At 69.0% G+C, this 20390-nt stretch carries 20 protein-coding genes and 2 riboswitches; of the genes, 12 read left to right on the top strand and 8 right to left on the bottom strand.

The genetic code is table 11. The annotated features are described in order from the left end of the window. Positions 1 to 24: 24 nt before the first annotated feature. Positions 25 to 1605, top strand: a complete 1581-nt coding sequence (locus tag FXO18_RS14255) for an MDR family MFS transporter (protein ID WP_328593443.1) — start codon at positions 25 to 27, stop codon at positions 1603 to 1605. A 198-nt stretch (positions 1606 to 1803) separates the two neighbouring features. On the opposite strand, the gene FXO18_RS14250 is transcribed toward FXO18_RS14255, so the two are convergent. Genes FXO18_RS14250 through FXO18_RS14240 form a run of 3 tightly spaced genes read right to left on the bottom strand, consistent with a single transcriptional unit; the run spans position 1804 to position 6788 of the window. Then, positions 1804 to 4296, bottom strand: a complete 2493-nt coding sequence (locus FXO18_RS14250; RefSeq protein ID WP_235900681.1) for a serine/threonine-protein kinase — start codon at positions 4294 to 4296, stop codon at positions 1804 to 1806. A gap of 39 nt (positions 4297 to 4335) precedes the next feature. Then, a complete protein-coding gene (locus tag FXO18_RS14245; protein WP_149361810.1) occupies positions 4336 to 5352 on the bottom strand; it encodes a glutamate ABC transporter substrate-binding protein in 1017 nt (338 codons plus the stop codon). After that, positions 5349 to 6788, bottom strand: coding sequence for a hypothetical protein (locus FXO18_RS14240; protein ID WP_149361809.1), 1440 nt, complete (start codon positions 6786 to 6788; stop codon positions 5349 to 5351). Before FXO18_RS14240 ends, FXO18_RS14245 begins: the two co-directional genes overlap by 4 nt. Before the next feature lie 195 nt (positions 6789 to 6983). Between FXO18_RS14240 and FXO18_RS14235 the strand changes: the two genes are divergently transcribed. Beyond that, complete coding sequence (locus FXO18_RS14235; protein WP_149361937.1) at positions 6984 to 7835, top strand: NUDIX hydrolase; 852 nt, start codon at positions 6984 to 6986, stop codon at positions 7833 to 7835. Positions 7836 to 7861: 26 nt separating this feature from the next. Here FXO18_RS14235 and thiE read toward each other — a convergent pair whose 3' ends face one another. Further along, on the bottom strand, positions 7862 to 8536 hold the full coding sequence (gene thiE / locus FXO18_RS14230) for a thiamine phosphate synthase (protein WP_149361808.1): 675 nt from the start codon (positions 8534 to 8536) through the stop codon (positions 7862 to 7864). Between the two features lie 37 nt (positions 8537 to 8573). Next, positions 8574 to 8681, top strand: a riboswitch (TPP riboswitch). On the opposite strand from thiE, the gene thiO reads away from it, so the two are divergent. The 5 genes from thiO (at position 8682) to FXO18_RS14205 (ending at position 12571) form a co-directional block, all read left to right on the top strand. After that, positions 8682 to 9752: a glycine oxidase ThiO gene (gene thiO / locus FXO18_RS14225; RefSeq protein ID WP_149361807.1), complete on the top strand. Its 1071-nt coding sequence runs from the start codon at positions 8682 to 8684 to the stop codon at positions 9750 to 9752. Next, the gene (thiS, locus tag FXO18_RS14220) at positions 9749 to 9967 is read left to right on the top strand and encodes a sulfur carrier protein ThiS (protein WP_149361806.1); all 219 of its coding nucleotides are present in this window, start codon (positions 9749 to 9751) and stop codon (positions 9965 to 9967) included. The genes thiO and thiS overlap by 4 nt, the downstream gene beginning before the upstream one ends. Continuing rightward, complete coding sequence (thiG, locus tag FXO18_RS14215) at positions 9960 to 10730, top strand: thiazole synthase (protein WP_149361805.1); 771 nt, start codon at positions 9960 to 9962, stop codon at positions 10728 to 10730. Before thiS ends, thiG begins: the two co-directional genes overlap by 8 nt. A 108-nt stretch (positions 10731 to 10838) precedes the next feature. After that, positions 10839 to 11774, top strand: a complete 936-nt coding sequence (locus FXO18_RS14210; protein WP_149361804.1) for an ABC transporter ATP-binding protein — start codon at positions 10839 to 10841, stop codon at positions 11772 to 11774. After that, on the top strand, positions 11774 to 12571 hold the full coding sequence (locus FXO18_RS14205; RefSeq protein ID WP_149361803.1) for an ABC transporter permease: 798 nt from the start codon (positions 11774 to 11776) through the stop codon (positions 12569 to 12571). Before FXO18_RS14210 ends, FXO18_RS14205 begins: the two co-directional genes overlap by 1 nt. 348 nt (positions 12572 to 12919) lie before the next feature. Here the strand turns inward: FXO18_RS14205 and thiD are convergent, their stop codons facing one another. Then, the gene (gene thiD, locus FXO18_RS14200) at positions 12920 to 13762 is read right to left on the bottom strand and encodes a bifunctional hydroxymethylpyrimidine kinase/phosphomethylpyrimidine kinase (RefSeq protein WP_149361802.1); all 843 of its coding nucleotides are present in this window, start codon (positions 13760 to 13762) and stop codon (positions 12920 to 12922) included. Then, positions 13762 to 15432, bottom strand: coding sequence for a phosphomethylpyrimidine synthase ThiC (gene thiC / locus FXO18_RS14195; RefSeq protein WP_187774376.1), 1671 nt, complete (start codon positions 15430 to 15432; stop codon positions 13762 to 13764). The genes thiD and thiC overlap by 1 nt, the downstream gene beginning before the upstream one ends. After that, a riboswitch (TPP riboswitch) is annotated at positions 15428 to 15536 on the bottom strand. (Overlaps the previous gene by 5 nt.) Positions 15537 to 15703: 167 nt before the next feature. On the opposite strand from thiC, the gene FXO18_RS14190 reads away from it, so the two are divergent. Next, the gene (locus FXO18_RS14190; protein ID WP_149361801.1) at positions 15704 to 16039 is read left to right on the top strand and encodes a GNAT family N-acetyltransferase; all 336 of its coding nucleotides are present in this window, start codon (positions 15704 to 15706) and stop codon (positions 16037 to 16039) included. Positions 16040 to 16238: 199 nt separating this feature from the next. Next, complete coding sequence (locus FXO18_RS14185) at positions 16239 to 16643, top strand: hypothetical protein (protein WP_149361800.1); 405 nt, start codon at positions 16239 to 16241, stop codon at positions 16641 to 16643. Between the two features lie 151 nt (positions 16644 to 16794). Here the strand turns inward: FXO18_RS14185 and FXO18_RS14180 are convergent, their stop codons facing one another. Together FXO18_RS14180 and FXO18_RS14175 are read right to left on the bottom strand one after the other, a co-directional pair. Next, entirely contained in the window at positions 16795 to 17598 is an 804-nt protein-coding gene (locus tag FXO18_RS14180; RefSeq protein ID WP_235900680.1) for an exodeoxyribonuclease III, read from the bottom strand. A 10-nt stretch (positions 17599 to 17608) separates the two neighbouring features. After that, positions 17609 to 18199, bottom strand: a complete 591-nt coding sequence (locus tag FXO18_RS14175) for a peptide deformylase (RefSeq protein WP_149361798.1) — start codon at positions 18197 to 18199, stop codon at positions 17609 to 17611. Between the two features lie 222 nt (positions 18200 to 18421). On the opposite strand from FXO18_RS14175, the gene FXO18_RS14170 reads away from it, so the two are divergent. The 3 genes from FXO18_RS14170 to sodC all read left to right on the top strand — a co-directional run bounded on the left by FXO18_RS14170 (position 18422) and on the right by sodC (position 20377). After that, the gene (locus FXO18_RS14170; protein WP_149361797.1) at positions 18422 to 18844 is read left to right on the top strand and encodes a DUF3263 domain-containing protein; all 423 of its coding nucleotides are present in this window, start codon (positions 18422 to 18424) and stop codon (positions 18842 to 18844) included. Positions 18845 to 18857: 13 nt separating this feature from the next. Beyond that, positions 18858 to 19529, top strand: a complete 672-nt coding sequence (locus FXO18_RS14165) for a LytR C-terminal domain-containing protein (RefSeq protein ID WP_149361796.1) — start codon at positions 18858 to 18860, stop codon at positions 19527 to 19529. Positions 19530 to 19630: 101 nt separating this feature from the next. Then, a complete protein-coding gene (sodC, locus tag FXO18_RS14160; protein WP_149361795.1) occupies positions 19631 to 20377 on the top strand; it encodes a superoxide dismutase[Cu-Zn] in 747 nt (248 codons plus the stop codon). Positions 20378 to 20390 lie beyond the last annotated feature (13 nt).

Raw genomic sequence — 20390 nt, 5'->3', positions numbered from 1 at the left:
TGACCACCTGCGAAAGGCCTGCTCGTGCCCGAGAACCAGCCGAAAAGCCCCGCCACCACCGTGCCGGCGCCGGACGGCACACCCGCAGTTCCCGCGCACGGCGAGACCCTGCCCGCCCCCGAGGTGCCCCCTGTGCCCGCGGTGGTTTCCCGTCCGGGGAAGACCCCGCCCGTGCTGCACTGGCTCGTCGGCGCGACCTTCATCGTCATCCTCAACGAGACGATCATGATGAACGCGCTGCCCCAGCTCATGGAGGTATTCCAGGTCACCGAGCGCACCGTGCAGTGGCTGTCCGCCGCGTTCATGCTGACCATGGCGGTGGTCATTCCCACCACCGGCTGGTACTTGCAGCGCGTCACCACGCGCACAGCGTTCGTCTCCGCGATGTCGGTGTTCCTAGCCGGCACCGCCATCGCCGCCGCCGCACCGATCTTCGAGGTCCTTCTTCTCGGCCGCATCGTGCAAGCCGTCGGCACCGCAGTGATGCTGCCGCTGCTGATGACCACCCTCATGACCGTTGTCCCCGAGCATGACCGGGGTCGTGTCATGGGCAACGTGATGCTCGCGATCTCGGTGGCCCCCGCGATGGGCCCGGCCGTCTCGGGCCTGCTCCTTGCCGTCGGCTCGTGGCGGCTCATCTTCATCGTCGTGCTGCCCATCACCGCCGCTATCATCATCGCCGGGTTGCGCTACCTCATGAACGTGGGGGAGAACGAGAGCGGGCCGCTCGACAAGCTCAGCGTCGTCCTCTCCGCCCTGGGCTTCGGCATCACCGTGTACGGGCTCAGCGAGATGGGCGCGGACGATCCCGGCCTGAATCCCGTGATCATCATCGTTGCCGGCCTCGCAGGCATCGCCCTGTTCGCCGCGCGCCAGCTCCAGCTCCAGCGCACCGGCGCGCCCCTGCTCGACCTGCGCACCCTCACCCACCGGACCTATGCGCTCGCCCTCGGGCTCATGGCCGTCGGGTTCATGGCCATGATCGCCGCGATGGTGCTGTTCCCGCTGTTCCTCCAGAACGCCCGCGGCCTCAGCGCGTTGCAGACCGGCCTGCTCATGATGCCCGGCGGCCTCGCGATGGGCCTGCTCGGACCCACCGTCGGGCGCGTGTTCGACAAGCACGGCGCGCGGCTCCTCATCGTGCCCGGCGCCATCGGCGCCCTCGTCGGGCTCGCAGTCTTCGCCCGCATGAGCCTCACCATGCCCCTGTGGGTGGTGCTGGCCGCGCACATCCTGCTGATGATCTCGCTCGCCGCTGTGTTCACGCCGGTATTCACTCTTGGGCTCAGTGCCGTGCCCCCGCACCTGTACTCGCACGGCAGCTCGCTGCTCGCCACGCTCCAGCAGGTCGCCGCTGCCATGGGCACCGCCATCGTCATCACCGTCATGGCAGCCCGCGCGCGTGTCCTCGAATCCGCCGGGGCAGAGAAGATCGACGCCCTCGTCGGTGGCATGCAATGGGCCTTCGGCGTCGGAGTCATCCTGGGGGTTGTCATGGTGGCGGTGGCGTTCCTCATGCCGCACCGGCCCGATGGGTTCGGCGAGGACGCGGCTGGTGCTGGTGGGCCTGGCGCGGGTGAGTCGGTCGAAGCTGGGGATCGCTAGCCACTTGAAGTTGGCGATCCACCTCCGGAATCCCTCCGGAAGCGTGCGCTTTTGCACCCTCTTGCGCACCGTGAAGGGTGCAAAAGCTCACACAACTGGTCGTGCCGGGGCGCGCCGCGAGCCAAGAGCCGAGCTGTGCCAGGAGCCGCAACAGACCGCAACAGGCCGCCCCGGCAGCGAGGAGCCGCCCAGCCCCCGTCAGAACAGGCTGCGGGGCCGGATCGCGTTGGCGAGGTCGATGAGCCGGTAGCGATGCCGCCGCTCCGGGGCATTGCGGGCGAGGACCCGCAGCGCGCGCTCGGTGCTGCCACGCAGCGTTTCCTCGGTGAGCGCCACGCCGAGGAAGGGCTCGGGGTAGCGCGCGCGCTGGCCCGAGCGGACCCAGTCGAGCGCGACGCCGAGCACCACGACCCGCATCTGGATGGCACGGCGCTCGGTCTCGGGCACCATCTCGACGCGTCGCGCGGCCTCGCGGAGCTCGTTCTCGGTGATGTCCTCGACGGGCCTGCCGCCGATGAGCGCCATGACGCTGGAGAGCCGCGCGATGTGATAGTGCCGGGAGCTCAGCGGCACCTGGTCGAGGGCCCGGACGCCCCCTGTCCGGTTGCCTGCGTGCACGAGCTGCCGGGCGAGCCCGAACGCGGCGCTGACGACGTTGCGGTCGGTGCGCCAGACGGTCCGGTAGTACTTCTCGGCGAACTTGTGCCAGGTGAGGTCGTCGTCAGTCTCCCAGTGGTCGAGGATGAGCTCGGCGGTAGCGGCGAGAGCGACCTTGGGGGCGGATTCGCCGGGCAGCGCGGTGAGCACCGTCTCGAAGTGGTTGAAGGCATTCTCGAACTCACCGAGCAGCAGCTCGGTGAAGGCGCTGTACCAGTCGAGCCGCCAGTGCTGCTTGTCCGCGCGCAGCTTGCGCAGGATCCGTTCGGCATGCTCGGGCTCCTCGAGGTCGAGGTGTGCCCGGACCTCGGCGAGCGGGATGGCGAGGCTCTTGTCGAGGATGTGCTTCGCCTCGTCGTCGCCGCTGGTGGTGGTCTCGCGGATCTTGCGGATGGAGTCAAGGATCTCGTTCGGCTCGCTCGAAGCGGTCGCGGTGAGCAGGCTCGCTGCGGGATCGAGCGGATCGATGAGCGGAATGGGCAGTGCCGCGACGATCTCGCGGGCCTCCATGTGCATGTCGCGCATGTGCCCGTCGATGTAGACGTCGGTCTGGCGGACGGCCTGGTCGGTGCCGAAGGTGGTGCGCTGCGGCGAGAATACGGTGGACATGCCCGGATGGGGCTCGCCGCGCTTGTGGGCGAGGACTTCCCGCAGGACACCGCTGAGCTGGCTGGACATCTCATCGGCCGAGGCGAACCGCTGGGCGTGGTCGGGGTTGGTAGCGCGCAGCAGAGCGCGGTAGAAGAACTCGTTCTCCCGGTAGAGGGGTTCTGATTCGGGGCTGGGCAGGCCGGGCTTGTAGACCCCGTCCTTGGACGGGAGGCGGGCGGTGAGCACGGCGAGGGTGCGGCCGACGGTGTAGATGTCGGAGGCAACGGTGGGGCCGGTCTGCGCGAGCTCGGGGGCCTGGAATCCGGGGGTGCCGAAGATGTAGCCGAAGCTCTCGAGGGAGGCGACGGCACCGAGATCGATGAGCTTGATGCCCTCATCGGTGATCATCACGTTCTCTGGCTTCAGGTCATTGTAGGCAAGGCCGGTCGCGTGCAGGTAGGACAGGGCCTGGAGGGTTTCCTGGACGAGGACGATCGCTTGCTCGATGGGCAGGCACGCGCTGGTGTCGCCGAGGTCCTTGCGGCGGTTGTGGACGAGGTGGCGCAGCGTGGTTCCGCCGACGTACTCCATGACGATGTAGCCGACGGGGTTGCCCTCGCGGTTGATGTGCTCGACGAAGTTGTAGATCTTCACGATGCTCGGGTGCGAGACCTCCGCGAGGAACCGGCGCTCGGCCATGGCCACGGCCTGGGCCTTCGCGTCGCCGGATTGCAGCAGGCCCTTGAGCACCACCCAGCGGTCCTCGACGTTGTGGTCGATGGCGAGGTAGATCCAGCCGAGGCCACCGTGGGCGAGGCAGCCGCGGATCTCGTACTGCCCGGCCACGAGGTCGCCGGGGCGCAGCAGCGGCGTGAACCAGTAGGGTGTGCCGCAGTTGCCGCAGGTGCCGTCCGGTTCGCCGGGACCGTTGGGGCCGGACCTGCCGACTGGTCGCCCGCACTTCTTGCAGAAGCGCTTGTTCTCGGGCACCGCGGGATCAGTGAGGATCGCGGAGACCGGGTCGATGGGAGGCACGCGGGGGATCGGGACGAGGCCCGCGCCGAGCCGCTGGTGCGGACCACTGCGCGTGCGCACGTAGCGGCCACTGGTGCGGCCGCTCGACACGCTGCCGCCGGAGCTCGCGCGGCCCTGGGATCCGGTGGTGCTGCTCCCGGATGTCGCTACTGCCTCCGTGCCAGCCTCTCCGGTGTCGGTGCCCTCGGAATCAGCGAATGGATCGAACGGCACCGCGTCGGTCTCGGCGCCCTCGGTGCTCGCCATCCCCGTGGTAGCCATCCCGGTCGTGGCCGGGCCCGTGTCCGCCATGCCGGTGGCGACCATCTCCGTGTTCGCGGAGGCTTCATCGGAGTCGGACGCCTCGTCGGCAGCGGTCCCGTCGGCGGCGAGCTCGTCGGCGGGATCTTCGGGCTTCTGGGAGTTCATGGCTGCATCCCCTGCGGTTTCCGTCGGTGGCATGGCGGCTCAATCCCGGTAGCGGGCGGGAGGGGGCCCAGGGGAGGGGCCCAGCACTGATAGCCATCGCTGGTAGAGCTCGTTCCAGGTGCCGTCCTGGCGGATCCTTTCCAGCGTTGCGTTCACGAACCGCACCAGGTCCGGATTGTCGAGGTTCGCGCCTACCCCGTAGGGCTCCGAGCTGAGGAAGCCGCCAACGATCTCCAGGTAGGGGTCCTGGGCCTTGAGCCCGCCCAGGATCGAGTCATCGGTGGAGATAGCGTCGGCCTGCCGCTGCTGCAGCGCCACTAGGCAGTCCGCCCATGAGGGCACCCCCAGGATCTGTGCGTCCGGCGCGATCCGCTGCAGCCTGGCCAGGGACGTCGTTCCCTTGGTGACGCACACGGTGCGATCGGCGAGATCCTCCGCGCTGCTGATCCCCGATCCGCTCACGGTGAGGATCCGCTGGTAGGCCTGGAAGTAGGCGGTGGAGAACTCGACGAGCTCGCGCCGCTCGCAGGTGATCGTCATCGTCTTCACCACGATATCGACGCGGGAGTCCTGCAGCGCCGGGATGCGCTGGGCCGAGGTGAGGATCTCGAACTCGATGCGATCGGGATCGCCGAAGATGTCGCGGGCGATCTCCCGGGCGATATCCACGTCGAATCCCACGAGATCACCGCTGAGCGGATCCCGGAAGCTGAACAGGTTGCTGCCGGCGTCGAGACCAACGATCAATCGGCCCCGCTCGAATATCTCCGCCACCGCGTTCTCCGGCGGGATCTCGCCGGGAGGCGGGTTCGGGCCCTCGGGGCGGAGGCTGGCCGTCGGATCGCAGTCCAGGCTCGGCGGGGGCTCGAGCTCGCTGGGGCGGGGGATCTGCTCGGCCCCGGCAGGCAGCGGGAACGGGGGATACGTCGGGGGCACTCCAGGCAGGTCATCAGGCACCGAGCAGCCCGCGATGAGCCCGGCGCAGAGCAGCGCGGTGGCGACGAAGCGCCCCGCCAGCCCGACCCGGCGCCCGGGGATCCCTGCGCGGCGGCTCATTGGTACTCCCTCAGCCGAGGCCACACCCCGCCCGCGATCGCGAGGCTCGCGAGCACGGACAGCGCCATGACCCCGCCCGCGGCGAACGCTAGCGCGGTGCGGGCACGGGTGATCGCGGTGCGCAGCTCCGCCCGGGTAGCGGCGATGCCGTCCTGCAACGCCTCGTCGAGCGCTGCGAACTGGGCCGTGGAATCCTCTTCCCCGGCACCGACAGCGACGCGCGCGGCACCGAGGTGATCGCCCGCCGCGTAGAGGTCGGACATGCGATGGTGCGCGTCGCGCCAGCCCTCATGGGCGGCGATCGCGGTGTCGATCGCGCGCGTGCCGACCGTCACCCTCTCATCCTCCTGCAGCGCGTTGAGCTTCTCGGACAGTTCCGCGGAAGCCTCGGAGAAGCCTTGCTCGATGTCGCTGGACTCGCCCCGCCGCGCCAGCCCGAGAGTCTCGTCGGCGCGTGCCTGCTGTGCCAGGATGCGCGAGGTCGCCAGCGCATCGAGAGGCCGCACCCCCTCGTCGAGGGCGCGGTTCGCCTCGGCGCGGGTGAACAGCCCCACCACGAGCAGCCACAGCAGCACCAGCGTCATGATGAGCGAAGCGATCACCCAGCCCAGGTTGAGCGTGCGCTGCGTCTTGCGCGCCAGGCGCACCTGGGCCGCGGCGAGCACCACGACCACCAGTAGTACGGTAGCCATGGCCACCCACGGTGGATGCACGAACCGCCCGTGTGATTCCGCCACCCGCTGCGCCTGCGTCCGGTACAGCTCCTCCGAGATCGGCAGCACCCGGTTGCGCATCATCTGCGAGGCCTCGTTCAGGTACGCGGCGCCCACCGGGTTGCCGACCCTGTTATTGGCCCGGGCGCTCTCCACCAGGCCCGCGTACATCGGCAGGTGCATCGAGATCTCGGCGAGCATGCGCTGCGCGTTCCCGTCGCCATCGCCCACCTGGGAGGAGGCGTTCACCAGCGAGCGGGACGCATCGAAGTTGGCACGCAGGTACCGGTCGCGCAGGTCCTCCGGCTCGATGCCGCCGAACACGAACGCCGTGCTCGCTGCGGCATCCGCGATCGACAGCGCCGAGTACAGCTCGAGCGAGGAGCTCGCGATCGGCTCGGTGCTCGCGATGAGGGTATCGAGCTGGTCCTGCCGCGAGCTGATCGACGTCGCCGTCACTGCCCCCGCGCCGAGGCACAGCATGATCAGCGCGAGCGCCGCGATCACCAGCTTGCCGGGGCTCGACAGGGCGAGGTCCGAGACCGCGCTGGCCTGGTTCGGGTAGTACTTGGCGTACTTGCGCGAGAGGGGCTTGCGGGCCCGCGGCATCAACCATTCAGGCTCGTCACCGCCTGCTGGCGGCACGGCGGAGGGATCGATGCCGAACCGGTTGAAGCCGAACGATGCAGGCTCGTGCTTCTGCGCGCCCGTGGTCCTGGACATCGCTCCACACCTCCCCATCAGCTCGCACCATGCGTCCGGTGCAACGGTCGCGTGGCATACGACTACTCCTTAACTACTCATCTTCCACGGTGTGCTCTGCATTACTCGTGGCGGGGGGTGTGTCGGGATCGTCACTGATTCGTGACCACCAACTACCCTGGGGCTGGCAACCACCAAGGACAGCGAGGTTCCCCGATGCGCGGCGATGGCGATGGCTGGGTGATCGGCGCCCGTGGCGCGCGACGATGGGGCAAGCACGGTGCGGCGGGGCTCTTGCTGCGTTGCCCCGACGAGCAGGGCGAGCCGACTGTCCTGCTGCAGCATCGCGCCCCCTGGTGCCACCACGGCGATACGTGGGGCCTGCCCGGCGGTGCCCGGGACAGCCACGAGACCCCCATCCGCGCGGCGCTGCGCGAGGCGCGCGAGGAGACCGGGATCCCGGCCGACGCGGTCCGGGTCCGGGCGTCGCGGGCAACCCCGTTCGAAGGCACGGGCTGGGAGTACACCACCGTGGTCGCGGATATCGCTACCCGCCCCGGCACCACCCCGAACGCCGAGGGCATAGAGCTGCGCTGGGTGCCCGAGCCCGAGGTCGCGGGCTATCCCTTGCATCCGGGGCTCGCCGCGGCGTGGCCGGAGCTCCAGCTGGAGAAGGTGCGCGTCATCGTCGATACCGCGAACGTCGTGGGTAGCCGGGCCAATGGCTGGTGGCGCGATCGTGCCGCAGCGACCCGCGCCCTGGCGGAGGAGATCGCCGAGTCGCTTCCCATCACCTGCCCGTTCACCGATGGCCGCTACGGCTGGATCAACCACATCGAGATGGTGCTCGAGGGACAAGCACGCGGCACCGGTGACGCAGCGATACAACCCGCTGGGATCACCTTTCACCGGGCGCCGGGCAGCGGTGACGATCACATCGTGGAGCTAGCCCGGGAGGAGGCTCCGCTGCGCACGGTGGTCATCACCGCGGATCGCGGCCTGAAGGAGCGTTTGCCCGATGACGCCGCGGCCTGGGGCCCCAAGCGATTGCTGGGCTGGCTGCCCTGAGTGCGTGGCTGCCCTAGCGCTAGTTCCTAGCCGAGCGGTGGCAGCGCCGCCTTGAGCCGCTGCGCGGCGGCACGGGGATCGGGCGCCGCGGTGATGGCGCGGACCACCACGATGCGGCGCGCGCCGTGGCCAACCACCTGGCCGACGTTGTCCTCGCCGATGCCGCCGATGGCGAACCACGGCCGCGCCGGGCGCAGGTCAGCAGTAGCGTGCACGAGCCCCAGCCCGGCCGCGGGACGATCCGGCTTGGTGGGAGTAGGCCAGCATGGCCCGACGCAGAAGTAGTCGACGCCCTCCTCGCGGGCCGCGTCCGCTGACTGCTTGGCATCATGGGTGGAGCGGCCGATGACGACACGGTCACCGACGATCGCGCGGGCATAGTGCACCGGCAGGTCCCGCTGCCCGAGATGCAGCACATCCGCGCGGGCAGCCACGGCGATATCGGCCCGGTCGTTCACGGCGAGGAGGGCACCGTGCCGGCGAGCAGCCGCCGATAGTACCGCGAGCGCAGCGAGCTCATCGCGCGCCTCGAGCGGGCCGTACCGTCGCTCGCCCTCGGAGCCCTTGTCCCGCAGCTGGATGACATCGACCCCGCCAGCGAGGGCAGCGTCGGCGAACTCCGCGAGGTCGCCGTGCTCGCGGCGCGCATCGGTGCACAAGTAGAGCTGGGCGGCGTGGAGACGGTCACGTGGCGATTGCACACCAGTGACCGTAACGGGCTACCGTGGAGATGTCACCCATGGTTCGCGCGGGAGCTCCGGTCCGGGAGCTGAGAGGGAGCACGCCGCTCCGACCGTCACACCTGACCCAGGTAATGCTGGCGCAGGGAGTTGGAGGATTCTTGTGATGCCCGACGCCACCGAGCGTTGCTCCGTCGCGGTCATCGGCGGGGGAGTGATCGGATCGACCGTCGCCTGGCAGCTCGCCGAGAACGGCTACCGCGTCACCCTCTTCTCCGAGCCTGCTGTCGAGCATTCCACCACGTGGGTGGCCGGCGGCATGATCGCTCCCTGGAGCGAGGCATGGCCCGGCGAGGGCGCGCTGCTCGACCTGTCGCTGGCCTCGATGCGGGCCTGGCCACGGTTCGCTGCCCGCCTCGAGGAGAACGGGCATGAGGTCATCACCGCGCGGGGCTCGCTTGCGATCGCCGCCGATGACGGCGACGTGGCCGACCTGCACCGGGTCATGGCCTGGCTCGAGCAGCGCGGCGAGCCCGTCGCGCCCCTGTCACGCCGCGAGGCGCGCGCGCTGGAACCAGGCCTCGCGCCGAGCATGCGCCCCGTCTTCCAGGTGAACGACGAGATCGCCGTCGACAACCGTGCCACGCTGCTTGCTTTGCGGGACCGCGCGGCCGCGGCAGGGGCAATCCTCGTCGAGCGACGCATCAACGACCTCGCGAGCCTGCCCCAGGACCAGATCGTCGTCGCAGCGGGCCCCTGGACCAGCGAGCTCCTGCCCGAGCTGCGCGTCCGGCCCGTCAAGGGCGAGATCATGCGCCTGGCCCGCCGATCATTCAGCGCCCCACCGCCCCGGAGCATCGTGCGCGGCTGGGTGCGCGGGCGGCACGTCTACCTCGTGCCGCGCCCCGACGGCATGGTCGTCGGCGCCACCCAGCACGAGGCCGGGTTCGACACGACCGTCACAGCGGGCGGAATCCGCGATCTCCTCGCCGACGCCGAGGCCGTGTTCCCCGGCATCGCCGACTACGCCATCACCGACATGTCTGCTGGCCTGCGCCCCGTCACCCCCGACAACATCCCGCTGATCGGACGCGTCGATGACCGTACCCTTGTCGCAGCGGGGCACGGCCGCAACGGAATGCTGCTCGCGCCCCTGACGGGCAGCGCCATACTCGCCGAGCTCGACGGCCAGCCCCTCGCCGAGGCGGCCGCCGCACACCCCAGGAGGTTCGCATGAGCACCACCACGACCATCGAGGCACGCGTCAACGGCGAATGGCGCGCCATGCCGCGAGGCAGCACCCTGCACGACCTGCTAGGCATCCTCGGGCTGCCCGCGAAAGGCATCGCCATCGCCGCGAAGGGCGACATCGTCCCTGCCGAGCAGTGGAGCAGCCACACCGTCGAGCCCGGCGACGCCATCGAGATCGTCACGGCGGTCCAAGGTGGTTGATCCGCTCGTCATTGCCGGAACCGAGCTCGGATCGCGACTGATCACCGGCACCGGGGGAGCCAGCAACCTCGACGTGCTCGCCGACGCCCTCGTCGCCTCCGGGACCGAGCTGACCACCGTCTCGATCCGGCGCGCCAACCTCGCCGGTGGCGACGGCACCCTCGCGCTGCTCGAGCGGCTCGGCATCCGGGCACTGCCCAACACGGCCGGATGCCGCACCAGCGCCGAAGCAGTGCTCGTCGCGAAGCTCGCCCGCGAAGCGCTCGGTACCAACTGGATCAAGCTCGAGGTCATCGCTGATGACCGCACCCTGCTGCCCGATCCCGTGGAGCTCCTCGACGCCGCCGAGCAACTCGTCGACGACGGGTTCACCGTCCTGCCCTACACCAACGACGATCCCGCTCTCGCCCGCAAGCTCGAGGACGCCGGATGCGCCGCGGTGATGCCCCTCGGCTCGCCCATCGGCACCGGGCTGGGCATCAACAATCCCCACAACATCGCCATGATCGTCGAGCAGGCAGGCGTACCGGTGATCCTCGACGCTGGCATCGGCACCGCGAGCGATGCAGCGCTGGCGATGGAGCTCGGTTGCGACGCGGTGCTGCTGGCGACCGCCGTCACCCGCGCCACCAACCCCGTGCGCATGGCGACCGCGATGGCGCACGCGGTGCAGGCCGGTCGCCTGGCCCGCCTGGCAGGGCGGATCCCCAAGAGGCAATGGGCGCAAGCCTCCTCGCCGCGGCCCGACCACCCCGAGCCCTGATGCGGGAACACCCCGGGCTCCGAGGGCAGTGGGTCATACCTAGGTATGACGCAAGTCCAGACTTCCGGACGATGCGGACGCCATGACGCGTAGGGCAGAGTAATCACCATGATCCAAGTACGCGGCCTGACCAAGGCATACGGGCACACGAAGGCAGTGGATAACCTGACCTTCGACGTCCGGCCCGGCATCGTGACCGGCTTCCTCGGCCCCAACGGCGCCGGCAAGTCCACCACCATGCGCATGATCCTGGGGCTCGACCGGCCGACCGCCGGAACCGCCACGATCAACGGCAAGAAGTACACCGAGCTGCACCAGCCCCTCCAGCACGTGGGCGCGCTGCTCGACGCCAAGTGGGTGCATCCCAACCGCTCGGCCCGCAGCCACCTGCGCTGGATGGCCGCGAGCAACGGCATCCCCGCCAAGCGCGTCGACGAGGTCCTCGAGCTCGTCGGGCTGACCGCCGTGGCGAAGAAGAAGGCCGGTGGATTCTCCTTGGGCATGTCACAGCGCCTCGGACTGGCCGCGACCCTCCTCGGCGATCCCGAGGTCCTGCTCTTCGACGAGCCCGTCAACGGCCTCGACCCCGAAGGCATCCGCTGGATCCGCCTGTTCATGCAGCGCCTCGCCGCGGAAGGCCGCACCGTCATGGTGTCGAGCCACATGCTCTCCGAGATGGCCCAGACCGCCGAGCACCTCATCGTCATCGGCAAGGGACAGCTCATCGCCGATACCACGGTGCAGGAGTTCGTCGACCGCGCCTCGGGCGCCACCGTCAAGATCCGCACCCCGCAGCTCGACACCCTGCGCACCGCGCTGACCAGCCAGGGCCTCACGGTCCGGGAGGACGGCACGGGCGAGTCCTCGCTGCTCGTCGTCGGAACCACCACCGACGCTGTCGGCGAGATCGCCGCGGCCAACCGCATCACCATCCATGAGCTTGCCGCCCAGCGCGGATCGCTCGAGGAAGCCTTCATGAAACTCACCGGCGACTCCGTGGAATACCACGGCGCTGGCCTCAACGCAGCAGGAGGGAACAACTGATGGGCGTCCTCGCAGCAGAGCGCATCAAGCTCACCTCGGTCAAGTCCCCCTGGTGGTGCAGCGGCATCGTCGTCGTGCTGGGCCTCGGGCTCGCCGCGCTCTTCGCCGGCACCACCCGCTCAACGTACGAGAACATGAGCAACCAGGGCATGCCCACGCAGCCGCCCATGACGGCCTTCGAGGCCACCATCGGCGTGCAGCAGATCGGCGTCATGGTGCTCATGGTCCTCTCGGCCCTCGTCGTCACCAGCGAGTACCGGTTCGGTGTTATCCGCAACACGTTCATGGCCAGCAACAACCGCACCGCCGTGATGCTCGCCAAGGCTGGTATCGCCGCGCTCTGGTCCGCCGTGCTCACCACGGTCCTCGCTGCCGCGGCCATCATCCTCGCCCGCGTCATCGCAGGCCCCGAGGTTGGCGCCAACCTCACGTTCAGCAACGGCGACACCCTCCGCGTGCTGTACACGGTGCCGATCTACGCTGCTCTCGCCGCGATCCTCGCCGTCGGAATCGGCGCGCTCGTCCGGCAGACCGCCGGAGCCGTCACCATCCTGCTCCTGTGGCCGCTGCTGCTCGAGAACATCGCCTCGGTACTGCCGAAGATCGGCGAGCACATCTCCCCGTTCCTGCCGTTCCTCAACGCCAGCTACTTCCTTGCCGGCGACAACGGGATCTCCGCCGGGCCGATGATGGACTTCTTCCACTGGGGCCCCTGGGCCGCGATCGTGTACTTCGGCCTCGTCGCCGGCGGCATCTTCGGGCTCAGCGTGATCGTGGTCAACAAGCGCGACGCCTGACGGCCATAAAGGCTTGTGATTGCTAGTCGGGAGCAATCACAAGAACCGAACTCCGGGGTGGTGGTGCGCCCCGTCGAGATCGGACACGACAACCCGGTGCCTCCCCATTGGCACCGGGTTGTCGCACGTCTAGGGGCTGGTGGTGATGTGGTCGGCTTGGGTGCGCAGCCTGTCCTGGGCGCACGGCCCGTCCGCCCGGCCCACCCCGCACGGCCCACCCCGCACGGCCCCTCGCGCTCCAAACGCGATAGAAACCGCGAGAATCTCGGCGCTGTTTCTATCGCGTTTGGCAGCTTCCGGTGCTTTTGCGGGAGGAGGATGCCGCGGGAGGGCGAGGCCAGAGGCCAGCTACCCCAGCCGCCACAGCGGCGAGACGGGCCCGTGCCCGCGGCCGAGCGGGTATGCCGCGCGCAGGCATTCGGTGACCCATCGCTTGGCATAGGCCACCGCGCTGGGCATGTCGAGGCCGTGGGCGAGGGCGCAGGTGATCGCGGCGGCGAGGGTGTCGCCACCGCCGTGATCGTGGCCGGTCGGGATTCGTTCCACCGTGTATTCGTGCTCGTCGGCGCCGTCGGTGAGCAGGTCCGTGCTGCTGGGGGATTCGCGCAGGTGCCCGCCCTTGATGAGTGCCCAGCGCGCGCCGAGGTCGAGGAACGCCTCTGCCGCGGCGCGCTGGCTGGCAGCGTCGGTGACCTCGATGCCGGTGATCAGGCGAACCTCGTCGAGATTCGGCGTGACGATGGTGGCGCGGGGCACGAGCTGGTCGCGGACGGCGTCGAGCGCGTCGTCGCGCAGCAGGGCGTCACCGTGCATCGACGCTGCCACCGGGTCGACGACGAGCGGGATGGTGTCGTCGCCGCCGATGCCGAGGCGCGCGCACGTCGTCACGACAGCCTCGATGATCTCTGCGCTTGCCAGCATCCCCGTTTTGGCCGCGAGCACTCCGATATCAGTGACGACGGATTCGATCTGCGCGGCCACGGTCTCCGGCGGAATGGTGTGCACCCCGGTGACCCCGACGGAATTCTGCACCGTGACGGCGGTGATGGCGACGCAGCCGTGCACGCCGGTGAGCGCGAACGTGCGCATGTCCGCCTGGATGCCGGCGCCGCCGCCCGAGTCCGACCCGGCGATGGTGAGTGCCCGCGCCGGAGTGCTGCCCGGCGCGGGCGGGGGGAGGAGCCAGTCCATCAACTCGTGGCGAGCGGCAGGTAGACCTGGTTGCCGTGGTCGGCGAACTCGGCGGACTTCTCGGCCATTCCCTGCGCGAGCACCCGGTCGATGTCCTCCTGCGTGTTCATGCCGTTGCGCTCCGCGTACTCGCGCACATCGGCAGAGATTCGCATGGAGCAGAACTTCGGCCCGCACATCGAGCAGAAGTGGGCAGTCTTCGCGGGCTCGGCGGGCAGGGTCTCGTCGTGGTACCCGCGGGCCGTGTCGGGATCGAGCGAGAGATTGAACTGGTCGTTCCAGCGGAACTCGAACCGCGCCCGGGAGAGGGCGTCGTCGCGCTCCTGGGCGCGCGGGTGGCCCTTGGCGAGGTCGGCGGAGTGGGCGGCGATCTTGTAGGCGATCACGCCCTGCTTCACGTCGTCGCGGTTGGGCAGCCCGAGGTGCTCCTTGGGCGTGACATAGCACAGCATGGCGGTGCCGGCCTGCGCGATGATCGCCGCGCCGATCGCCGAGGTGATGTGGTCATACGCTGGGGCGATGTCGGTGGCGAGCGGGCCGAGCGTGTAGAACGGTGCTTCCTCGCACAGTTCCTCCTCGAGCCGCACGTTCTCCACGATCTTGTGCATCGGCACATGGCCGGGGCCCTCGATCATCACCTGCACGCCGTAGGACTTCGCGATGGTCGTCAGCTCGCCGAGGGTACGAAGCTCCGCGAACTGCGCCTCGTCGTTGGCATCAGCGATCGAGCCGGGACGCAGGCCGTCACCGAGGGAGAACGTGACGTCGTACTCGCGGAAGATCTCGCACAGCTCCCGGAAGTGCGTGTACAGGAACGATTCCTGGTGGTGGGCGAGGCACCAGGCGGCCATGATGGAGCCGCCGCGCGAGACGATGCCGGTGACGCGCTTGGCAGTCAGCGGGACGTAGCGCAGCAGCACCCCCGCGTGGACGGTCATGTAGTCCACGCCCTGCTCGCACTGCTCGATGATGGTGTCGCGGTAGATCTCCCAGTTGAGCTTCGTCGGGTCGCCCTTGACCTTCTCCAGCGCCTGGTAGATGGGCACGGTGCCGACGGGCACGGGGGAGTTGCGCAGGATCCACTCACGGGTCTCGTGGATGTTCTTGCCGGTGGAGAGGTCCATGATGGTGTCGGCGCCCCAGCGGGTGGCCCAGACCATCTTCTCCACCTCCTCGCCGATGGACGAGGTGACAGCGCTGTTGCCGATGTTGCCGTTGATCTTCACCGAGAACGCCTTGCCGATGATCATCGGCTCGATCTCGGGATGCTTGTGGTTGGCGCAGATGACGGCGCGGCCGCGCGCCACCTCATCGCGCACCAGCTCGGGGGAGACGCTCTCGCGGGCAGCGATGAAGCGCATCTCGTCGGTGATGATCCCGGCGCGCGCCCAGGCGAGCTGCGTGGCTGCTCCGTCGATGGGGGCTGGCTTGGTCCAGCTGTCGCGAGCGCGGGGCAGGCCCTTCTCGATGTCGATGGTGGCGCTGGTATCGGTGTATGGCCCGGAGGTGTCGTACAGGTCGAGGTGCTCGCCGTTGCTCAGGTGCACCCGTCGCATGGGAACGCGCAGGCCTGGCGCTTCGGGGACCTCGACATAGATCTTGCTGCTGCCCGAGATGGGGCCAGTGGTGATGGCCTGGTCGGCAGGATTGTGGACAGATGAAAGCGTCACGATGGACGTCCCTCCCTACGCCGGCATTACCCGGTCAGGTTCATACGGTCGACAGCCCTAGCTGTCCTCTCAGCCCGCTGGTGCGAGCCCCCGTGGAGATGTGCTGTTCCTGGATGAAGTTGTGGCCCTCACCATAGCGGAGTGGCTGCTAGCTCGCAGGCGGGTGGGTGCACGCATCCCCGTGGCTGGCATGCCGCGGCGTGCCACCACGGCGCTGGCACGGATCGCGGGCATAGACTGGGGCTCCAGGCACGAGCGCGGGAGGAAGACTATGGCGTCCCACGGAGACCAGGCCCAGGCGGACCGGGCGCACGACGCCCCGGCGCGGATCGCCGTGATCGACAACCAGTCGCGGTCGCGGTACGAGATCTGGGTCGATGGCGAGTTCGCGGGGCTCGAGGGCTACGAGATCGGCGACGACGGCGTGATCACGTTGCTGCACACGATCATCGACGAGGCGTACAGCAGGCAGGGGTATGCGCGGGCGATGGTGAGCGCGATCCTCGACGGCATGCGCGCGCGGCAGCAAACGTTCCGCCCCGTGTGCTCGTACGTGCAGAGCTTCCTCGACCGCTTCCCCGAGTACCGGGAGCTCGTCGCGCCGTAGCGCCGTAGCGCTTCCTCTTCTAGCGCCGCCAATGTGCACAAAACGACAGGTCCGGCGCGAATTGCTGTCGTTTTTCGCACACTCGCGCGCAGCCCAGCCCCACCAGCCCGGCCCCAGGAGAGCTTGTCGCCCGCCGCGCTGCGCCGTGGCAGAGCCAGTGGCAGCATGGGGCGAGGCGTACTGACGGGGAGGGGACGCATTGTCTTGGCTTGAAATCGTGGCCGCGGCGCTGTTCGTGGCCGCGCTGCTGTTGGTAGTCGGCTACATCGCGGCTGCTATTACGACGGAGGCGCGGCGCAGGCGCGCGAAGCTGGCACTGCCCCGGAGGGCCTCGGCGTGGCAGGCGATGGAGCAGTCGGCGCGCCCGACGATCAGCATCGCTGCCCTGACCGCCTTCATCACCAGTTTCCTCGTCAACGGACGTGACCCGTTCGGGGAGATCGCAGTGATGGTGGCTCTCAGTGGCGTGATCTTCGGCTGGGGCGGCGCCGCGGTGCTGGACCTTGGCGCCTCGTCCCGAGGCTGGTCGCGCCGCGCGGTGGTCGCTGGGGCATTCGTGATGATCGTCGTGGGGCCGGTCGTGTACGGCATCGCCAAGCCCTAGAGGCAGGGAGCGGTCCTGCCCCGCCCTGAAGCCCCGCCTCGGCGCCGCCAATGTGCGCAAAACGACAGGTCCACCGCGAATTGCTGTCGTTTTTCGCACACTCGCGCCCCAGCCCCCAGCAGCCCCCAGCAGCCCCCAGCCCCGCAGCGACCTACCGCGCGATATCGACCACTACCGGCGCATGGTCGCTGGCGCCCTTGCCCTTGCGCTCCTCGCGGTCGATGTGAGCGTCGGTGATCCGCTCGGCGAGGGTGGGGGTGGTGAGCACGTGGTCGATGCGCATGCCCTGCCGCTTGGGGAAGCGCAGCTGCGTGTAGTCCCAGTAGGTGTAGACGCCGGGGCCCGGGGCGCGGGGGCGCACGACGTCCTGGTAGCCGATCTCGGTGAAGCGGGTGAACGCATCGCGCTCGGGCGCGGAGACGTGCGTGGAGTCCTCGAACACGGCCATGTCCCAGACATCCTCGTCGAGCGGCGCGATGTTCCAGTCGCCGGTCAGGGCGATGGTCGCGGAGGGTTCCTCGGTGAGCCATTGCTCGGCGCTGCGGGAGAGCGCGGCGAGCCATTCGAGCTTGTAGGTGTAGTGGGGATCGTCGAGCGTGCGTCCGTTGGGCACGTACAGGCTCCACCAGGTGATGCCGGCGCAGGTCGCGGCGATGGCGCGCGGCTCGACGGATTCAGTGCCCTGCCACTCGGGCTGCCCGGGGAAGCCGATCTGGACGTTGTCGAGCCCGATGCGGGAGAGGATGGCAACGCCGTTCCATTGGTTGGCGCCGTGGTGAGCGACCTCGTAGCCGAGGTCGGTGAACCGCTCGGTGGGGAACTGGTCGTCCCGGCACTTGGTCTCCTGGATGGCGAGCACATCGGTGCCGCTTCTCTCCAGCCAGGCGCAGATGCGGTCCGCGCGGGCGCGGGCGGAGTTGACGTTCCAGGTGGCGAAGCGGAGCGAGTCTGTCACGGGGGTTCCCTCAGTCGTCATGGCCGAATGGGTCGGGTACTTCGCCGGGGGTCCAGGAGAGACCTGGCACGCCCCAGCCGTTGCGCTTCACTGTCTTCTTCGCGGCGCGCGCGTTGCGGCCGATCAGGTGGTCGAGGTAGAGGAAGCCGTCGAGGTGCCCCACCTCGTGCTGCAGGCAGCGGGCGAAGAGGCCGGTCCCGGAGATGTCCACGGGCTCGCCTTTGACGTCGATACCGGTGACGCGGGCCCATTCGGCGCGCCCCGTCGCGAATTGCTCGCCGGGCACGGAGAGGCATCCCTCGAGATCATCGTCGGGGTCGGGCATGGACTCGGGGATCTCGGAGGTCTCGAGGACGGGATTGATCACTTCGCCGCGCTTGCGGATCGTCCTGCCGGATTCGTCGGTGGCGGGGCAGTCGTAGACGAAGAGGCGCAGGTCGACACCGATCTGGTTGGCGGCGAGGCCCACGCCGTGGGCGGCATCCATAGTCTCGTACATGTCCTGGACCAGTTCGGCGAGCTCTTGCGGTGGTTGCTCGACGAGGCGGGTAGGTGTGTGCAGGACAGGATCGCCGACTACGCGGATCGGATGGATGGCCATGGCTGCACAGATTACCTAGCGATGCCGACAACCTTCGACTCGCCGCGATGCGTAGCGAAAAACTGACAGTCATCGGTGGTTGAATGTGGGCTACGAAGGCTTGGATCGGCATCGGTCCCCCACGTGGTGGCAGCCGGGGCGCGGTACGGTCGCGGGCGAAGCGATCGACCGCTCGCCGATGGCTCGCCGCCGTCCCGCGGGAATGGTGAAGCGAGGAGCGAGATGGATAGCGCCGCGGCACGAGATGATCGCGCAGGAGCACGGGACGGCGACAACGTCGTGCCGCTGCCGGGCGTCGCGGGCGATGCTCCTGTGCCGGAGGGCTCCGGGGCGGACTCGCAGTCGGCCGTCGCTCCGGGGGCGGGCAGTGCTCCCGCGACGGGTGATTCCAGCGGCCTGAGCGAGCGCGATCTCGAGGTCCTTGCCTTCGAGCGACAGTGGTGGAAGTACGCCGGCGCGAAGGAGGAAGCGATCAAGAATCTCTTCGGCCTGTCCGCGACCCGGTACTACCAGTTGCTCAATATCCTGCTCGATCGGCCAGAGGCATTGCGCGCCGACCCTATGCTGGTCAAGCGGCTGCGGCGGCTTCGCTCGGGCAGGCAGAAGGCGCGTACCGCGCGTCGGCTGGGCATGAGGTCAACCTAGTGGGGAGAAGCTGATGGGCAACCCGAATCCAGGCACGAGCACGCTGCCGCTACGTTCTTTCGCGTTCATGCTGCTATCGGCCGCAGTGGTGTTCTTCGTCATCGGTGCGCTCGTGCTGCGGGGGCCAGGCGGAGGCAATGACTCTGCTTCAGCGACCGCCTCCGCGGTCGATGCCGTGGGCTCCACCGCTTCCCGCGATGGTGCTGCTGGCGATGGCGGAGACGACGCTGCGCGCGAGGAGGGCAGCACCGAGACCGTTGCCGGAAGCGAGTCGCAGCAGCACGGCAGCGATGCCGGCGCGGGCGATGATCGCGGCACGGAGGAGGACGGTGCTCCCGCCGGTTCCGAGGATGACGCCGAGGCGGACGAGGACGAAGCCCCCGCTACGACGACCGAGCTCGCGCCACCGCCGGCGACAGCCACTCAGGTGCATGTTCTCAACAACAGCACGGTCGCGGGCCTGGCCGCTCGCACCGCCGATGCGCTTCGCGGGTCCGGCTGGCAGGTAGGCACCGTCGGCAATTTCAGCGACACCGCCCTGGGCGCTACCACGGTCTTCTACGGGACCCAGGCGGAGCGGGCCCTGGCGGAGCAGATCGCGGAGCAGATCGGGGCGCGGGTGCAGGCCCGCATCGGCGCGCTCGCGGGGCAGCCCAGCGGCATCGTCGTGGTTCTCACCGGGTAGTTGGCCATCCGGTGCATCACCAGCGTTGGCGTGCCGATATGCTGTGATGTGCGTTGATCGGTCTCGATCCACCTCGTGGTTTGTCCAAAGGAGCTTTAGTGATGGCCTCACCTGCACGGCAGTTCGTTCTCCGGCGGGGTTCCGCCTTGCGCAAGCCTGGCCTTGTTGCCAGTGCCCTTGCAGCGGGGGCGCTCGTGCTCAGTGGCTGCGCGGCACCCTACGAGGCGCCGAGCGACAGCAACGAGGAGTACACCGCGCCTCCTGTCTGGACTGGTTCGCCCGCTCCTGCAGGGCACGGCGAGGAAGATGACCATTCCGGCGATGACTCGGGCGGCCCGTCGCGAACGGTGCGCGCCACGCTGAACGCGGCCGACGGAACCTCCGTGGGCACCGTCACGATCAGCGAGAGCGCTGACCATCTCGAGATCCGTGCCAAGGTTGATGCTGATTCCGAGCTCCTCTCACCCGGTTTCAAGGGCATGCACATTCATGAGATCGGTGAGTGCGAGCCGGATAGCCAGGCGCCCGACGGCGAGAACACTGGTGACTTCCTTTCCGCGGGCGGGCACCTCCAGCTCGAGGGCGCGACGCATGGTGGCACCGGCATGAGTGGCGACCTCACCTCGCTCTACGTCCTCGAGGACGGCTCCGGCGAGCTTGTCACCCTTACCGACCGCCTGACCATCGACGACCTCCTCATCGGTGACGGCACCTCGATCATGATCCACGAGGGCCCCGACAACTTCGGCAACATCCCCGAGCGCTACACCGGCGGGGCTGGCCCTGACGAGCAGACCCGCAACACCGGTGACGCGGGCAGCCGCGTTGCCTGCGGCGTCATCGAGTAGCGAGCGCCTAGCG

Origin of the sequence: Lolliginicoccus suaedae, from assembly GCF_008312885.1 — a bacterium.
Taxonomy (GTDB): domain Bacteria; phylum Actinomycetota; class Actinomycetes; order Mycobacteriales; family Mycobacteriaceae; genus Lolliginicoccus; species Lolliginicoccus suaedae.
Note: the sequence above shows the minus strand (reverse complement) of the source record. Positions and strands in the feature narration are given on the sequence as shown.

Bases quoted from the DNA above. Each gene is read 5' to 3' on its own strand.
- FXO18_RS14250 (WP_235900681.1), bottom strand. From the start codon at position 4,296: ATGAACTCCCAGAAGCCCGAAGATCCCGCCGACGAGCTCGCCGCCGAC.
- FXO18_RS14245 (WP_149361810.1), bottom strand. From the start codon at position 5,352: ATGAGCCGCCGCGCAGGGATCCCCGGGCGCCGGGTCGGGCTGGCGGGG.
- FXO18_RS14240 (WP_149361809.1), bottom strand. From the start codon at position 6,788: ATGTCCAGGACCACGGGCGCGCAGAAGCACGAGCCTGCATCGTTCGGC.
- FXO18_RS14235 (WP_149361937.1), top strand. From the start codon at position 6,984: ATGCGCGGCGATGGCGATGGCTGGGTGATCGGCGCCCGTGGCGCGCGA.
- thiO (WP_149361807.1), top strand. From the start codon at position 8,682: ATGCCCGACGCCACCGAGCGTTGCTCCGTCGCGGTCATCGGCGGGGGA.
- thiS (WP_149361806.1), top strand. From the start codon at position 9,749: ATGAGCACCACCACGACCATCGAGGCACGCGTCAACGGCGAATGGCGC.
- FXO18_RS14210 (WP_149361804.1), top strand. From the start codon at position 10,839: ATGATCCAAGTACGCGGCCTGACCAAGGCATACGGGCACACGAAGGCA.
- FXO18_RS14205 (WP_149361803.1), top strand. From the start codon at position 11,774: ATGGGCGTCCTCGCAGCAGAGCGCATCAAGCTCACCTCGGTCAAGTCC.
- thiD (WP_149361802.1), bottom strand. From the start codon at position 13,762: ATGGACTGGCTCCTCCCCCCGCCCGCGCCGGGCAGCACTCCGGCGCGG.
- FXO18_RS14190 (WP_149361801.1), top strand. From the start codon at position 15,704: ATGGCGTCCCACGGAGACCAGGCCCAGGCGGACCGGGCGCACGACGCC.
- FXO18_RS14175 (WP_149361798.1), bottom strand. From the start codon at position 18,199: ATGGCCATCCATCCGATCCGCGTAGTCGGCGATCCTGTCCTGCACACA.
- FXO18_RS14170 (WP_149361797.1), top strand. From the start codon at position 18,422: ATGGATAGCGCCGCGGCACGAGATGATCGCGCAGGAGCACGGGACGGC.
- FXO18_RS14165 (WP_149361796.1), top strand. From the start codon at position 18,858: ATGGGCAACCCGAATCCAGGCACGAGCACGCTGCCGCTACGTTCTTTC.
- sodC (WP_149361795.1), top strand. From the start codon at position 19,631: ATGGCCTCACCTGCACGGCAGTTCGTTCTCCGGCGGGGTTCCGCCTTG.